This window comes from Halopenitus sp. H-Gu1 (genome assembly GCF_041821145.1).
Lineage (GTDB): Archaea > Halobacteriota > Halobacteria > Halobacteriales > Haloferacaceae > Halopenitus.
On record NZ_JBGUBC010000011.1, the window covers coordinates 83,241 to 99,872 of the forward strand.

The 16,632-nt window shown below is 62.2% G+C and carries 12 protein-coding genes; 8 read left to right on the forward strand and 4 right to left on the reverse strand.

The features are described from left to right. The first annotated feature begins 48 nt into the window (after positions 1–48). On the forward strand, positions 49–996 hold the full coding sequence (locus ACERIT_RS10005; protein WP_373674707.1) for a D-2-hydroxyacid dehydrogenase: 948 nt from the start codon (positions 49–51) through the stop codon (positions 994–996). 30 nt (positions 997–1,026) lie between these two features. On the opposite strand, the gene ACERIT_RS10010 is transcribed toward ACERIT_RS10005, so the two are convergent. Further along, on the reverse strand, positions 1,027–1,761 hold the full coding sequence (locus ACERIT_RS10010) for a fumarylacetoacetate hydrolase family protein (protein WP_373674708.1): 735 nt from the start codon (positions 1,759–1,761) through the stop codon (positions 1,027–1,029). A 170-nt stretch (positions 1,762–1,931) separates the two neighbouring features. Between ACERIT_RS10010 and ACERIT_RS10015 the strand changes: the two genes are divergently transcribed. Then, the gene (locus tag ACERIT_RS10015) at positions 1,932–4,961 is read left to right on the forward strand and encodes an FAD-binding and (Fe-S)-binding domain-containing protein (RefSeq protein WP_373674709.1); all 3,030 of its coding nucleotides are present in this window, start codon (positions 1,932–1,934) and stop codon (positions 4,959–4,961) included. A 190-nt stretch (positions 4,962–5,151) separates the two neighbouring features. On the opposite strand, the gene asd is transcribed toward ACERIT_RS10015, so the two are convergent. Continuing rightward, positions 5,152–6,192: an aspartate-semialdehyde dehydrogenase gene (gene asd / locus ACERIT_RS10020; protein WP_373674710.1), complete on the reverse strand. Its 1,041-nt coding sequence runs from the start codon at positions 6,190–6,192 to the stop codon at positions 5,152–5,154. Positions 6,193–6,396: 204 nt separating this feature from the next. On the opposite strand from asd, the gene ACERIT_RS10025 reads away from it, so the two are divergent. After that, a complete protein-coding gene (locus tag ACERIT_RS10025; protein ID WP_373674722.1) occupies positions 6,397–8,079 on the forward strand; it encodes a Na+/H+ antiporter NhaC family protein in 1,683 nt (560 codons plus the stop codon). 452 nt (positions 8,080–8,531) lie between these two features. Here the strand turns inward: ACERIT_RS10025 and ACERIT_RS10030 are convergent, their stop codons facing one another. Both ACERIT_RS10030 and ACERIT_RS10035 read right to left on the reverse strand, forming a co-directional pair. Beyond that, positions 8,532–9,302 carry a Rho termination factor N-terminal domain-containing protein gene (locus ACERIT_RS10030; RefSeq protein ID WP_373674711.1) on the reverse strand — a complete coding sequence of 257 codons (771 nt, stop codon included), beginning with the start codon at positions 9,300–9,302 and terminating at the stop codon, positions 8,532–8,534. Beyond that, positions 9,302–9,475 (reverse strand): zf-TFIIB domain-containing protein, encoded by a 174-nt coding sequence (locus ACERIT_RS10035; protein WP_373674712.1) that lies wholly within the window; start codon positions 9,473–9,475, stop codon positions 9,302–9,304. The genes ACERIT_RS10030 and ACERIT_RS10035 overlap by 1 nt, the downstream gene beginning before the upstream one ends. 109 nt (positions 9,476–9,584) lie before the next feature. On the opposite strand from ACERIT_RS10035, the gene ACERIT_RS10040 reads away from it, so the two are divergent. The 5 genes from ACERIT_RS10040 to ACERIT_RS10060 all read left to right on the forward strand — a co-directional run bounded on the left by ACERIT_RS10040 (position 9,585) and on the right by ACERIT_RS10060 (position 16,612). Next, positions 9,585–10,460 carry a permease gene (locus tag ACERIT_RS10040; protein ID WP_373674713.1) on the forward strand — a complete coding sequence of 292 codons (876 nt, stop codon included), beginning with the start codon at positions 9,585–9,587 and terminating at the stop codon, positions 10,458–10,460. Positions 10,461–10,669: 209 nt separating this feature from the next. Next, positions 10,670–11,692, forward strand: coding sequence for a hypothetical protein (locus tag ACERIT_RS10045; protein WP_373674714.1), 1,023 nt, complete (start codon positions 10,670–10,672; stop codon positions 11,690–11,692). Positions 11,693–11,902: 210 nt separating this feature from the next. Then, positions 11,903–12,835: a WD40/YVTN/BNR-like repeat-containing protein gene (locus ACERIT_RS10050; RefSeq protein WP_373674715.1), complete on the forward strand. Its 933-nt coding sequence runs from the start codon at positions 11,903–11,905 to the stop codon at positions 12,833–12,835. Between the two features lie 226 nt (positions 12,836–13,061). Continuing rightward, positions 13,062–13,937 carry a CPBP family intramembrane glutamic endopeptidase gene (locus ACERIT_RS10055; RefSeq protein WP_373674716.1) on the forward strand — a complete coding sequence of 292 codons (876 nt, stop codon included), beginning with the start codon at positions 13,062–13,064 and terminating at the stop codon, positions 13,935–13,937. 356 nt (positions 13,938–14,293) lie between these two features. Then, positions 14,294–16,612 carry a PAS domain S-box protein gene (locus ACERIT_RS10060; RefSeq protein WP_373674717.1) on the forward strand — a complete coding sequence of 773 codons (2,319 nt, stop codon included), beginning with the start codon at positions 14,294–14,296 and terminating at the stop codon, positions 16,610–16,612. Positions 16,613–16,632: the final 20 nt, after the last annotated feature.

A 16,632-nucleotide genomic window follows, 5' to 3' on the forward strand; every position in this document is an offset into this window, starting at 1 on the left:
ACTGCCGCGAGCCGGAGGCTTATCCGATCGCTCGACGAACGGCCGTTCATGTCCGATCCAGACGTTCTGGTCCAGCGACAGAAGATCCACGGCATGGACGGGACGACATACGCCGCGGCCCTGCGCGAGCGGCTTCCCGATCTGGACGTCGTCCATCCGGCGACGCCCGAAGAGGAACGAAAGTACCTGCGGACCGCCCGGGTGTCCACCGGATTCGCACTCACACCCGAGCAACTCGAGATCGCGGAGAACCTCGAACTGTTCGCCGGCGTCTACGCCGGAACGGGCCACCTCGAACTCGACGCCTTCGAGCGCCACGGCGTCGCCGTGACGAACGGGTCGGGCGTCCACGTTCCGAACATCTCCGAGTACGTGATCGGGATGATGATCGCCCATGCGAGACGGTTCCACAGGGCCGTTCGCAACCAGGAGCGTCAAAGCTGGCATACCCACCCAGTGACCGAGGTGTCCGGGTCCCGGGTCGCGATCGTCGGTCTGGGCGCGATCGGACGAGGAATCGTCGACCGGCTGGACGCCTTCGACGTGGAGACGGTCGGCGTGCGGTACTCCCCGGAGAAAGGCGGCCCGACCGGGGAGGTGTACGGCTTCGAAGACGTGCACGCAGCCGCCTCGGATGCGGAGTACGTCGTTCTCGCCTGCCCGCTCACCGAGGCGACGGAGAACCTCGTCGACGCGGATCTGCTTCGAACGATGCGCTCCGACGCGATCCTCATCAACATCGCGCGTGGCGGCGTCGTCGACACCGACGCCCTGGTCTCGGCACTGCAGACGAACGACGTTCGAAGCGCGGCACTCGACGTGACCGATCCGGAACCACTTCCGGGAGACCATCCCCTGTGGCGTCTCGAGAACGTGACGATAACGCCACACAACGCCGGCAACACGCCGAAGTACTTCGAACGGTGTGCGGACATCCTCGCGGAGAATCTCGATCGACTCGACGAAGGCGAGGCGCTTCGGAACCGCGTCCTATAGCGCGTTTGGCTCTTCGGTGTCGGTTTGTCGTCAGTGTGTGGACGGGAACTCGCCCTCGACGACCCGGTTTTCGAGCGTGCCGATCCCCTCGTAGGTGATCGATACCGTCTCGCCGGGCTCGACGAGTCCGGGATTGGCGGGACTACCGAACGCGATACAGTCGCCGGGACGCAAGGTGAATCGCTTCGAGAGGTGGGCCACTATCTCGTGGGGATCGAACAGCATTAATTCGGTGGTCGCGTCCTGTCGACGCTCACCGCCGACGAACGTCTCCATGTCCAGATCGAAGGGATCGAGGTCCGTCTCGATCCACGGCCCGAGCGGCGCGGAGCCGTCGAAGGCCTTTCGGGCCGTTCGACCGACCTGATCGAGAGCGTCGATGTCGTTGAGAATGGTGTAGCCGCGAAGGATCCCGGGGACGGCGGCCGGCTCCAGCGACCGGCATCGCTCGCCGATCACGGCGACCAGCTCGCCGGCGTAGGTCAGTTCCTCGGTCCAGTCGGGATGGGGGATCGTCTCGCCGTGAGCGAGGAGACTCGTCGGCGGCTTGATGAAGAAGTCGGGTTCCTCGGGACGCTCGTAGGACATCTGATCGAGGGTCTCGGCATAGTTTCGCCCGACACAGTAGAGTGCGGACGGTTCACACGGCGGCAACAACCGACCGTCGGTTCCGACCTCGTAGACCCCGTCGTCGGCCACGACCGTTCCGTCCACGTACCGTCCCTCGATCGGTCCCTCCGGCGTGAGCAGCCGTGCGAGTCGCATACCGCGTTGTGGGTCCGGATCGGGTAAAAACGCCCCGATGGGCGCGTCCCGACGTCTCCCTGTCCGCCCGCCGGATGGGGCCCGATCGGGACGATACTGCTTGCGTGACCGGATCGTTCCTCCCGATCGTTGACGACAATCTTTATTGGACGGAGGCCGAGTCGGGAGGTATGGCTGTCGACGAGCGGCCGGACCCCGATCCGGCGGCATCAGCGGCGACGCTTGGCCACGCTCGGCCGGACGCGGAGGAATACGCGGCTCTCGCGGAGGACCTTCGCGAGCGCGTCGCCGGCGAGGTCCAGTTCGACGAGTACGCACAGATTCTGTATGCGACCGACGGGAGCGTCTACCAGGCGCGGCCGGCCGGCGTCGTCTTTCCGACCGACGTCTCCGACGTCCAGTCGGCGGTTCGGACCGCAGCCGACCACGGCGTTCCGGTGTTGCCCCGCGGGACGGGATCCTCGCTCGCCGGACAGGCGGTCGGTCCCGGCTGCGTCGTGTTGGATTTCACCCGGTACATGGACGATATTCTGGAGGTTCGCCCGGACGACCGGCGGGCGGTCGTCGAACCCGGCGTCGTCCAGGACCGCCTCGACGACGCGCTCTCCGAACACGGCTTGAAGTTCGCGCCGGATCCGGCCTCCTCCGGTCGGGCGACGATCGGCGGTGGGATCGGAAACAACTCGACGGGGGCTCACTCCGTACGCTATGGGATCACGGACGCCTACACCGAGGAACTTCGGGTCGTGCTCGCGAACGGCGAAACGATCCATACCCGGGAAATCGTCCTCGACTCGCCGGAATACGAGGCGATCGTCGAGGGAGACGACGCCGAAGCACGGATCTACGAAACGGTTCGCGGGATCATCGAGGAGAACGAACGGGAGATCGAGAATCGATACCCCGATCTCAAACGCTCCGTCTCCGGATACAACCTCCAAAAGGCGATCTACGAGACCGACGACGGCGATCGGGTCATCAACCTCTCGAAACTGTTCGTCGGTGCCGAGGGCACGCTCGGGATCGTCGTCGAGGCGGAACTCTCGCTCGTGAGGTTACCCGAGGAGACCGCACTCGTCCTCTACTGCTTTTCGGACCTGATCGACGCGCTGCGGGCAGTCCCGGAGGCACTCGAGTTCGAGGTGAGTGCTGTCGAGTTGATGGATCAGGAGGTGTTCCGACTGGCCGCCGACTCCGAGGGATACGCGGAGTACGTCGAGGCGATCCCGGAGGGGACCGCCGCCGCGCTGCTTTTGGAGTTCGACTCGGAACTCGTCGACGACTTCCAGACCGCGATCGACGAAACGAACGAGTGGTTTCGTGGGGACGGACGCGCCTTCGAGGCAGTCGAGGCCTACTCGGAGCGTGCTCAGGCGGATCTGTGGAAGCTCCGGAAGGCGGCGATTCCCCTGTTGATGAGCCTGGAAGGCGACCCGAAGCCGTATCCGTTCATCGAGGACGCGACCGTGCCACCAGCGGAACTCGCCGAATACGTCCAGGGATTTCAGTCGATCCTGGAGGCCCACGACACCTCGGCGGCTTACTTCGCTCACGCCGGCTCGGGGACGCTCCACATCCGGCCGATCGTGAACCTGAAGGAACGTGACGGAGCCGAGACGCTCCATTCGATCACCGACGACGTCACCGATCTCGTCTTGGAACACCACGGCGCCTTCTCGGGGGAACACGGCGACGGGATGGCCCGAACCGAGTTCACGCCGAAGATGTACGGGGAGGACCTGTGGCAGGCATTCAAGGAGGTAAAGACGGCCTTCGATCCTGACTGGCAACTGCATCCGGGAAACGTCGTCTACCGCGACGGTCCCGAGGATCCGGGGCCGGATTCGGATCGAGGCGTCGGCGCCGACAACCGCGAACACCTCCGGTATGGACCGGACTATCAGTCGATAGAGCCGGTGACGGAGATGGACTTCTCCGAGGAAGGAGGATTTTCCCACCTCGTCGAGTTGTGTAACGGCTGTGGGACCTGTCGGGAGACCGAATCGGGAACGATGTGTCCGACCTTTCGCGCCTCCAGAGAGGAGATCCAGTCGACCCGGGGGCGCGCGAACATGCTCCGAGCGGCGATAAGCGGGGAACTCCCGGCCGAGGAACTGCACTCCGATCGGTTCCAGGAGGAAGTGTTGGGTCTGTGTGTCGGCTGTAAGGGCTGTCAAAGCGACTGCCCGACCGGCGTCGATCTGGCAAAGTTGAAAGCCGAGGTGAAGCACCGACATCACGATTCGCACGGATCGAGTCTCAGGGAGCGTCTGTTCCGCGACATCGATCGGCTCTCGGCGCTTGCGAGCACGCTCGCCCCCCTCTCGAACGTCGCGACATCGATCCCGGGTGCGAGGACGGTTCTCGAACGGACGGTCGGGATCGCCGCGGATCGGGAGCTCCCGACGTTCCGCTCTGAGAGTCTCCTCGACTGGTTCGAGGCCCGCGGTGGCCCCGCGATCGACGAGGCGGACGCCGAGGGGACGATACTTCTGTTCCCCGACACCTACACGACCTACAGTTATCCCGACCCCGGCAAGGCAGCAGTCGAGGTGCTTGAGGCGGCGGGATACCGCGTCGAGATTCCCGACGATCTCGCGCCCTCGGGGCGGGCGGCCCACTCGACTGGGTTTCTCGACGTCGCTCGCGATCGAGCACGCGAGAACGTCGCCGCGCTCGCATCCCGAGTCGAGAAAGGGGCACACGTCGTGTTCGTCGAACCCTCCGACGCCGTCATGTTCCAGGACGAGTATCTCGATCTCCTGGCGGACGAGGACGCGACACGCGTGAGCGCGAACGCTCACGGCGTCATGGAGTTTCTCGATCTCGCCCGCATCGACGAGGAGCTCACGTTCAACGCGCCCGCGGAGACGGTGACCTACCACGGCCATTGCAACCAGAAGGCCATGAACACGGACCATCACGCCGTCGGCGTCCTCCGGCGTGCGGGCTATGCGGTCGACCCGCTCGATTCCGGCTGCTGTGGCATGGCGGGATCGTTCGGCTACGAGGCCGAACATCACGACCTCTCGATGGCGATCGGTCGGATCCTGTTCGGGCAGATCGACGACAGCGACGGGGATGTCGTCGTCGCACCGGGAGGATCCTGTCGCTCGCAACTCGGCGAGCGATCCACTGACGAACAGCCACCGCACCCGATCGAGAAGGTTGCGGAGGCGCTCGTGACGAACGAGCGATGACGACGCTCGATCTTGGAGTCGGGAACCGGACGCTCGAGTGAAGTCGAGAACGATCTCGGCGTTCTCACCGACTTATCGTCGGTTCTCCCGCGTGGAGCCGAGTTCGAACGTCCGTGATCGATTCGACTGTTCGACGTGGTGAGAACAGCTGTGTGCCGCCGATTTCGGATCGATATGGTCGGAGTCGCCCTCAGATCCACCCTTCCTCGACGAGAAGTTCGCCGTTGAGAAGCGACGCGCCGGCGGCACCGCGAATGGTGTTATGCGCGAGACAGTTGTACTTCACGCCTCCCGACATCTCCTGAACACCGCCGGCGACGATCCCCATTCCGTCGGCGTAGGTGCGATCGAGACGGGGCTGTGGGCGTTCGGGATCCGAATCGTCGAAGACCTTTATCAGCTGGTCGGGCGAACTGGGGAGATCGGCCGAGGGCTGATCGTGCATGGCGTCACGGACGTCGGCGGGCGTAACGTCCTCGGCGAGTTCGGCAAACACGTTCTCCAGGTGCCCGTCGATCGTCGGGATCCGGTTACAGGACGCCGTGACTTCGGCGTCGTGAAGCGAGACCGACGCGCCATCGAAGGCGCCGAGCAGTTTTCGCGATTCGGTCTCCATCTTCTCCTCTTCGCCGCCGATGTGGGGGATCGCGTTGTCGATGATCTCCATGGAGGTGACACCGGAGTAGCCGGCACCCGAGACGGCCTGGAGGGTCGAGACGTTCGCCACTTCGAGCCCGAATCGATCGAGCGCGGCGAGCGTCGGAACCATCGTGATCGTAGAGCAGTTCGGGTTCTTCACGAGCGCGCCGTCCCACCCGCGCTGTTCGCGCTGGACGTCGATCAACCCGAGGTGATCGGGGTTGATCTCCGGGATCGTCAACGGGACGTCGGCGGCCATTCGATCGTTCGAGGAATTCGAGGAGACGACGTACCCCGCCTCAAGGAAGTCCGGTTCGACCGATGCGGCCACGCCCGAGGGAAGCGAGGAGAAGAGGAGATCGACATCGTCGGGAATCGAATCCGGCCTGGTTGCCGCGACCTCCATCCCGGCGACGTCCTCGGGGATGGGCGTATTGACGCGCCATTTGGCCGCCTCCCGATAGGTCTCTCCGACACTCGCCTCGCTGGCGGTGACCGCGGCGAGATCGAAGGTCGGGTGGTCGTCGAGTAGCTGAATGAACCGCTGTCCGACGGCGCCTGTCGCACCGAGGATGCCGACTCGTACAGTCATTGGTGGGAGTGGGTCACAGGCGCATAAGTGCGTTCGGATCCCAAACGGATCGGCCAGACGATCGTCCCGACGCGAATCGATCCGCGAGGTTGCGTTAGCCGGGAGGATCACGTCATCCGTGAGGGGGACGTCGCCGAACCGGGCTGTCACCGTCCCCACGCCATCGAGATGGGTTTAAGTGCCATCCGCAAGGATGCGGAGGAAATGAGCGAGTTCGGCGCAGCATCGTTGATCCCGCCCTTGCTCGCGATCGCGTTGGCGATCATCACGCGCAAGGCAGTACTGTCGCTGTTTTTGGGCATCTGGTCCGGCGGGATCCTTCAGGCTGGAGGGCCGGACCCCTTCGGAGATCCGGTCGGATGGATCTCAAGCGTCGTCGGGGCGGGATTCGGATTCTTCCCGACGTTCGACTGGATCATCGCAGCCGTCTCCGGCGAGTTCCACGCGACGATCATCGTCTTCACGCTGTTTCTGGGATCGGGCGTGGGGATGGTCTGGAACCTCGGCGGATCGTACGCGATCCGCGATTGGGCGCTTTCACGGCTCGACACCCAGCGTAAGGGCGGACTCGCGATAGGTGCGTTGGGCGTCATCCTGTTTTTCGACGACTACGCCAATACCGCGATCGTCGGCAGCGCGATGAAGGATGCCTCTACTCGCCTTCGGATCTCCCGCGAGAAGCTCTCCTACGTCGTCGACTCGACCGCCGCACCGGTAGCGACGCTCGGGATCTCCTCGTGGGTCGCCTTCCAGTTGTCGCTCATCGCGGACGGGTACGAGGCGGCAGGCGTCTCCGATCACCCGCCGGTCTTCGAAGTGTTCGTCAACTCGATCCCGTTCAACATGTACGCGATCCTCGCGATCGTGATGGTATTCGCCATCGTAAGCACCCGGCGGGACTACGGCGAAATGCTCACCGCCGAACGACGCTCGTGGACGACGGGGAAGGTGAACCGAGATGGCGCACGGCCAATGCAGGACGTCGCCGCCGAACTCGGTGAGCCGGCAGCGGACCATCCTCGGTTGATCAACTTCTTCGTCCCCGTCGCCGTACTCGTCGTCGTCACCCTCGTCACGGCACTTTGGACCGGCGGCTTCACCCTCGGGGCGTTGGGCACCGATCCGACCGGTGCGCTCTGGGACGGCGTCACGAACGCCGCCTACGACCGGGCACTCATGTACGGATCGTTCGGGATGATCGTCTCCGGATTCGTGCTCGGAAAGGTACAGGGGATCGTCAGGCTTGGCGAGGCGACCGACACGACGATAGAGGGGTTCGGGCTCATGCTCACGGCGGTCTCGATCCTCACGCTCGCGTGGGGGATCGGCGAGGTCGTAACCGCGCTCGGAACCGGCGAGTACGTCGCCGGCATCGCCGAAAACGTGGTGAATCCGGCGATATTGCCCGCACTCGTGGTGGTCATCGCCGCGTTCATGGCCTTCTCGACGGGTACCTCGTGGGGAACGATGGGTATTCTCACCCCGATCGTCATTCCGGTTGCCTGGACGATCACCGGCGGCGGCGCAGAGGGGCACACCCTCGTCGCGGCAATGGTCGGGACGATATTCTCGGGAGCGATATTCGGCGATCACACCTCGCCCATCTCCGATACGACCGTCCTCTCCGCGACGTTCACCGGCGCGGACCTCATCGACCACGTCCGGACGCAGTTGTACTACGCCGTGACCGTCGGGAGCGTCGCGATCGTGCTATTGCTTGTGTGGGGATTCTTCGGTATTGCGCCGCTCGTCTTGCTTCCGATCGGCGCGATCGTTCTCGTCGGACTCGTCTACGGGCTTTCGGAGATCGACGCGCGCCGTCGCGGGATCGACCCGATCGCCGCGAACGCGCCCCAGGAAGATGGCGGGAATTCGGACGGGGAATAGGGGGACGGATGGGGAATGGGTGACGGACGCGACTCGATCGCGGACGTCGATCGTCGAGCGAGCCGAGAGCGGATGGGGAAGAACGCGATATCCAGGGCGCCGCACGTCTTAAGAGCCTGTGGCCGATAGAATGCGTACGCGCCTTTTGTCCCCGCCGGAGCCATCCCATCTGGGAGCGATGACCGAGCGGCGAACCCGGGCGCGGTACATTCCGTCGTGGATGCGATCGAACGTCGATCGCGTTCCGATCGTCCGCCGGAACGTATCCGGCCGCCCGGCACGAGGGTTTCCCGGTTGACGCGGCACGCCGCCGGAGATGAGACCGGTCGTTAGTGTTCCGGGCGACCATTCCGAATTACCGGAGAGACGCTTCTCGCTCCTCGCTGACGATATCGACGACCCCGTCCTCACCCGATCTCACCGAGTCGACGGGTGGTTCCGCGGCGAACGCGTCAGTAATTTCTGAACAAGAGCGCACGAACGTCGTCCTTCGTCCGGGCCGTTTCACGGCTCCCGTCCGGAAGTTCGACTTCGTATCTCGCATCTCCGTCCGACTGCCACCATTTGTCCTCGTGGGTTTCCAGAAGGTGTAACATGGCATCCAGCTGATCGGCGTCACCGGCATCGGTGCTTGAATCATCGGCGCTTGAGCCATCGGTGCCTGAATCATCACCATTGGACGCGTCCTCGGTCGCGGTTTGCTCGCTTGAGGATGCTTCCGATTTCGCTCCGTCCGGTTCGTCCTCGCTCCGCTTCGATCCGCCAGCCTCGGTTTCCTCGGTCGGCGGAAACGTGACATCCACGGGCGCAAACGGGTCGGTGTAGCGTCGTCGTGTCTCGGATAGTATCGCGTCGATCAGCTCCTCTTTCGTCATCTCGCTGCGACCGGTGATCTCGTATTCGGCAGCGATCGTATAGAGATCCATCTCGTCGTCGGCCTCGTCCTTGCGATTTCGATCTCGAAGCACGGCTTCGAGTTGATCGCGGGGGAATCCCCCACGTCCGTCGTCACTCCCGTCAGATGACCGGTCACCGTCGGATATCGGATCCGGATCGGCGAGATGCTGGCCCGGATCGTCGACGGCTTCGACGAGATCAAAGAGGAACGTGAGCACATCTGCGGACGTGACGGACGCGTACTCGCCCGCGTACTCCTCGGCAAGTTCTTCACGGAGTTCCTCGAGGCGCGTCCACTGGTCGTCGGAGAGGTCGATCGGTGGCATCACTCGTCCCCGAAGCGTTGGATCGCCTCTTCCCACGTCTCGAGACGTTTCGGTTCGCCCCTGTGGTCGGCTTCGACGCCGACGTACCCGCAGGAGTCACACGCGTACGCGGTCGCTCCCGAGAGCGTAAACGTGCTTAGTGTGGCGTCACATCGCGGACAGTCTGGAGACACTGGCGTTCGACTGTCCTTCGACCGGAGATGACTAAAATACGGGGGTCACCTGGGCAGTCTCGTTCGTGATGGGGCGAACAATCATTACGATCGGCGAAGATCCCTTCGTATGAGCGACTCGGACAACACGAATCCCCTCCTCGGCTATTACCGGGAGTACATCGGGGATCCGGATCGAACGGTGGACGTTTACGTTGGATTCGGTCTCTTTTTCGCGGGCCTCAGCCTCGTGCTGGTGGGGGTCCTCGTGTACATCTATAGCGCGACGCTTCGCCCGAGTTCCATGTCGATGTACACGGTTCGGGAGATCTCCGGCATCGCCGGGGCAGTCGGCCTTCCGGTTCTCCTGTTCGGCGTCGTCGTCCTCCTTCCGGTCGACAAACGGATGTTGTACGTCGCGGGACTGGGAACGCTCGTTTGCGTCGCGGCCACCGGCGTGTTCGTCTGGGCGTACCCGAGCAACTGGAACGTGGTCGGTCGGGTCGACTACAGTGCCCAAGGGGTCGGTATCTACAGCCTTGGAATCGTCCTCGTCATCGCAGCGACCGGGGCAGCGCTGGTCGCACACCGCGTCGAACGAGCCACGGCAGATGTCGCGAATGGATCCGATTCGGAATCAGTCACTGATCCGGAGATCAGCGACGAGGACGTCCGTGCCGATATCGAACGCGAACTCGACGAGGCGGAGCTTTCTTGGGGCGGCGTCGAACGACAGGAGACCCGACGCCTCGAACTCGACACGAGCGCCGTCGACGACGTCGATCGGGACACGCTCGCGGGGACGGCAACCGAGACGAGAACGGAGTCGAACACCGTCGAAGATGCCGTCGGGCAACTCAAAGGACTTCAGGGCGGGACCGTTGAAACGGCAAGTGGCGGAAGTACCGATGACCAAGCTGCGGCACTCCGGGAGTTGCGGGAACGTCAGAACGAATCCGATAGCGAGGAGAACTCGGTGGTCGACCGGATCCGCAAGCTGCTTTGACCGACTCTTTGTGGACCGACGTAGAGTGGGATGTCTGATTAGAGTGGGATGTCTGATTAGAGTGGGATGTCTGATTAGAGTGTGATGTCGGAGCGTCCTCGCATGGACGCGAAAGGACCTCATGGAGTCCGACAACTAACAATGGTAAGTAATCCTATAAATGTCAATCGCTCGCAAACATTTATGCTGAATGCGCGAAACTGTCACATATGGCTAAAGGACTAGATGTCGGCACGATGAACATCCTTTCGGGTCGTCAGGACGGCTCCGAGACGGTGTTCGTTCAACAGCGCAATTCCTTCGTTGAGATCGAGTATAGCGATATGGCCGAGCAGATGCTCTCCCGCAGCGAGGTCCTCCATATTCGAAAAGACGACAAGGTGTACGTCGTCGGTGATGACGCGCTCAACTTCGCGAACATCTTTAACAAGGAGACGCGTCGACCGATGCAACACGGTATCCTCTCCAGTGAGGAATCGTCGGCGATCCCGATGATTAAGCTCATCACCGAACAGGTCGTCGGTGAGCCTTCCAGACCGAACGAACGGCTCTTTTACTCGAGTCCTGCCGATCCGATCGACTCGGGCCTTTCGACGCTGTATCACGAGAAGACGCTCGAATCGATGCTCGGCGATATGGGATACGATCCGGAGCCGATCAACGAGGGGATGGCAGTCATTTACTCGGAACTCGCGGACAACAACTTCACCGGGCTGGGAATCAGCTTCGGGGCGGGAATGACGAACGTCTGTCTCTCCTACTACGCCGTTCCCGTAATGAAGTTCTCGATCGCCCGGGGAGGCGACTGGATCGACGAACAGACCGCACAGGCGACGGGCACGCCCGTGGATAAAGTGACGAGCATCAAGGAGGACGACTTCGAGTTGGACTTTCGAACCGACGTCGGCGGAGTCGAAGGTGCCCTCGCGATCTACTACGAAAACCTCCTCGATTACGTCATCGAGAACATCACACGGGAGGTGGACGACGAGGACATCGAGGAGGGACTTGACGTGCCGGTCGTGGTCACCGGCGGTACTTCGAGTCCGAACGGGTTCGAGGACTTGTTCGCGGACCACCTCAAGGAGGCCACGATCCCCTTCTCGATCAGCGACGTTCGGTCGGCCGCAGAGCCAATGTACAGCGTCGCCAGCGGAGCGCTCGTGGCAGCCCGATCCGAGGAGGAAGAGGCAAGCAGCGAGGCGGGGGATACGACCGCCGACCAGGAGTGAGCCAGTCGGGGTCACAACCAGAACGCCTCATTCCGGAGCCGTCGTGATCTCACCACGGTGAAAGGATCGCGATAGAGCTGACGTTACGATCGCCTTCTTGTGGGAACCGACCCGGCACTCGACGTTCACCCGTCGTCTTCCAGATCGGTGGCATCTATCCCGAACGGACTGGCAAGCAGTATTACGGTCGCAGGGAGTGTACACACGGGTATGCCGGTAGTATTCGGAACGGAGGACGGCGTGTATCGTGCGTCCACTATCCCGTTCGATGACGCGACACGGGTACTTGCTGTTGATCGAGTGATGCGTGTCCAACGAGGGTTGGGAGCCGAGGACGTCTTCGCCTGTTCGAAAACCGGGCTGTATCGATCGACGGACGGTGGGAGGACATGGTCCGATCTAAGCGTTCCCCGCGAGGAGGTCTATTCGGTCTGTGTGAGTCCTGACGGCGAGCGCCTGTATGCAGGGACGCATCCGGCCCATCTCTATGTCAGCGAGGATGAGGGTGAATCATGGCGTGAACTGGAGGGTTTTCAGGAATTGCCGTCACGTAAAGAATGGTTCACGCCCCGCCATCGAAACGAAGCCCACGTTCGAAGTCTGGAGACACATCCTGACGCGCCAGATCGCGTCGTCGCAGGGGTCGAAGTCGGCGGTGTCCATATCAGCGATGATCGTGGTGAAACGTGGACCGAGCGCCGAGACGGCATTCACGATGACGTGCATCATGTGTTCGTTCGCGATCCGGCAGAGTATATCGCTTCGTGTGGCAACGGTCTCTACCGAACACGGGACGCTGGCCGACGTTGGACGCGGCTGGACGAGGATATCGCGCATCGATACTTCCGTGAAGCGATCGATCACGACGGCCGGCTGTACGCCGCGGCCGCTCGTGGCTCACCCGGGACGTGGCGTGGTGAGTCCGGGGCGGACGCCGGATTGTTCGTGTTCACGGACGACGATGAAACCGTTATCACCGTCTCTTACCCCGGCGAACCCCGGGAGATAGTGCTCGCCTGGACGGTCGCAAACGGACACGTCGTTGCCGGGACAAACGATGGTCGAGTCCTCCGTGAAGTTGATGACGAGTGGGAAACGAGCGGACGGATTCCCGCCGGGATCCGATCACTGTGCGTGGTGTGAGCACACCTAGATGGGGCTGAAGAACTCATGTCCAGAGACCGTCGAGTCGGCGTCTCTCCGGTCGTAGCTAGCGGATCTCGTTTCGAACACGCTCAAACAGCGTCTCGTTCATCTTCCTGTACGGTGTTCGGACGGCGGCGTTCCGTAATTCGAGACGACGAACCAAACGGCGGGAAGTTCGACAGCGCCCCTTGCTTTTTATTCTCACCGGGTGAGTACTCACAATATGTCCGGCCGATGGCGTTCCTGGCTCGACGAGCATCCCGTCGCGGCCTTCTTCATGGGGGCATACGCCTACACGTGGATCGTTTCCGCGCCGGCCGTGTTCATGGAGCCAAGCTGGACGGCGATGATCCTCATATACGTGGGCAGTTTCGGCCCTCCAATCAGTGCTGCTGTCGTGACGTGGGGACGAGGAGACGACCTCAGAGCGTGGGCACGACAACTAACCGAGTGGCGAGTGAGTTGGTACTGGTGGGCCATTGCACTCGGACTTCCGGTCGCCCTCGCCGTGATCAATACCGGTGTCCTTGTCGCACTCGGAGGCCCCGTTGATCTCGATCAAGCACTCGTAAGTCCCGAGATTTTCGCCATTATCTTCCTGTTTGGACTCACCGTAAGTGGCGGCCTGAATGAAGAACCCGGTTGGCGTGGGTTCGCGCAAGCCCGATTAAACGACCAGTACGGAGCATTGAACGCAAGTCTCATTATCGGCGTCGTCTGGGCAGGCTGGCATTTACCGTACTTCCTCGCGCCCGTGACGCCACACTCCGATTTCACGCTCGTTAATCAGATCGGCTGGATATTCGGCATTCTCACGCTGTCGGTCGTTCTTGCGTGGGTGTACAACGGCACCGGGAGCGTGCTGATCGTAATTGTCCTACACGCGATGGCGAACACCGCCGACGTGATCGTACCGCTAGCACCGGATCAGATCATTGTCGACGGGATCATCGACGAATACGCAGTCGGACTCGTCGTCGTGACGCACGTCGTCATCTACCTGCTCGTGGTTGCAGTGCTCGTTGCCTATTATGGGCGCGAAACACTTGCAGACGGTGAGATTCCCGATGCCTCCCATGCCGGTGGTGGCCAACGATGACCGCGAGCGAAGCTGAGGAGTCCTGAAGCGAGGCGACGACCTCGCCGTAGACGGGGTCGACCTCCGGATCGAAGGTGAACGATCGACGTGCTCCGTGATTACGATCGGTCGACGAGTGGATCCGTACCCATCATGGGGGACGTTGACCGGACCGAGGAATGAGGATCCGAAACGCCTCCATCAGGTAGTTATTTATCAAATGAGATAATTGGTTGACATACGAATACTGTGAGAAGATCTTACACAGGTGTGTGTGGATCCAGTGGTCGGTCCCGGCCGAGGACGATCCCACTCCCCCTCATCGGTGACGATGAACCCATCATGATCGGCCCCGCTATCACGATGGAGAATTAAAAATGACGAATGACTCCGATCGCGGCGAGATACGCGTTCTCCACGTGGACGACGACCCGGAGTTCACGGAGCTAACGACGCGTTTCCTCGAGCGGGCGGACAACCGATTCACCGTCGAGACCGCCCACAGCGTCGAGGATGCCCTCGATCGGCTCGACGGCCGGATCGACTGCATCGTCAGTGGGTGCGATATTCCGGATCGGGACGGTCTCGAGTTTTTCGAGGAGGTCGAAACGCAGTACCCCGATCTCCCGTTTATTCTGTTCACGGGTACGGGGTCAGAGGAGATCGCAAGCCACGCGATCTCGATGGACGTAACCGACTACCTCCAGAAGCGCGGCGGATCGGAACAGTACGAACTGCTAGCGAACCGCATTGAGAACGCCGTATCGCAGGCTCGCACACACCAGCAAGCCGCGAAGTATCGCCGTGTCAGTACCGCCGTCCGGGATATCAATCAAGTTCTCGTCCAGGCAACGACCCGCGAGGAGATCAACCAGGAGGTCTGTCGGATTCTCACCGAATCGGCCTTCTACCGGTTCGCCTGGATCGGGACCGCCGATCCGGAAACGAACCGCATCATCCCCGAGGCCGCGGCCGGCGTCGAGGACGGCTACCTCGATACGATCACCGTGACCGTCGACGAAGAGCCGACGGGACGGGGACCGGGAGGAACGGCTCTTCGAGAGGGGGAGATCGCGGTCTCCCAAAACATCACCCACGACGATGCCTTCGAGCCCTGGCGCGAGGAGGCGATCGAACGCGGGTATCGGGCCGTCGCCGGGATCCCGCTCGCCTACGAGGACACCGACTACGGCGTTCTCTGTGTGTACGCGGAGCGGCCAAACGCGTTCAACGAATCCGAACGAGACCTCCTCGAGGAGCTTTCGGACACGATCGCACACGCCTACAACCGTCTCGACATCCAACGAGCATACGAGAACCAGTATCGGGAGCTCTTCGAGGAGGCACCGGTGATGTTCGCGTTCACGAGAACGGTCGGGGAAAATCCGATCATCGACGACTGCAACCAGCTGTTCGCGGAGACACTCGGATATTCGCGTGAGAAATTGCGTGGACGGCCCTTAGCGGACGTCTACACGGAGGAGTCCACGGAAGCGCTGCTTCGTGACGGCGGCTACGATCGGGCACTCACCGGCGAGTTCACACGCGAATCCCGACACCTTCTCACGCGCGACGGAGACGAGATCGAGACGCTGCTCCGTGCGACGCCGCGTCGAAACAAGCACGGCGAGATAGTCGGGACCCACGCCCTCTACGTCGACGTCACCGATCGCACACGGCTGGAAACGCTCGAGGCACTTCGGGAACGCATGGAGTTCGCGCTCGATGCCACTCATTCGATCCTCTTCGAGATCGATCTGCGAACGCAGGTGGTAACGCGACTCGGTCCCTTCGAACGCCTTTACGGAGTCGCGTCCGGCTGCGTCGAGACGAGCGAGGAGTTCTACGAGGAATGCGTCCATCCCGACGATCGCGAGGAACTCGAGGAGTTACAGCGATCGATCGACGAGGATACCACGACCGTCGGCTGTGAGTTCCGTACTCACCCCGACCGTGGCGAGGAACGCTGGATCCGATTCGAGGCGTACGTCTCGACTGACGCGGACGGGACTCCCCAACGTCTCGTCGGCCTCGATACCGACATCACCGAACAGAAACGACGAGAACAGGAACTCGAACGGCAAAACGAGCGATTGGAGGAGTTCGCGAGCATCGTCTCTCATGACCTGCGAAACCCACTCAACGTCGCCGAGGGACGGACGGAACTCGCCATCGAGGACTGCGACAGTCCACATCTCGATGCAGTGAAGAACGCACACGAGCGGATGAGCACCCTCATCGAGGACCTCCTGACGCTGGCGCGTGAGGGAGAGGAGGTGTCTACCGTCACGTCCGTGGATCTCGCGGAACTCTGTGAACGGTGTTGGAGCACCGTCGACACCGACGGGGCAACGCTCATGACGAGGATCGACCGATCGATCGAAGCCGACCGGCGTCGCCTCCAACAACTCCTCGAGAACCTCTTTCGGAACGCCATCGAACACGGCGGAAAGGATGTGACTGTAACCGTCGGCGAGTGCGAAGGCGGCTTTTACGTCGCCGACGATGGTTCGGGCATCCCCGAGGCGGACCGCGACGAGGTCTTCTCCACCGGATTCTCGACCGCCGAGTCGGGAACCGGATTCGGGTTGCAGATCGTAAAACAGGTCGTCGACGCTCATGGCTGGACGATCGAGGTGACCGATGGGAGGGAGGGCGGTGCACGCTTCGAGATCACGGGAGTGACCGAGTCGTGACCGCCCATCAGCGCGTCAAT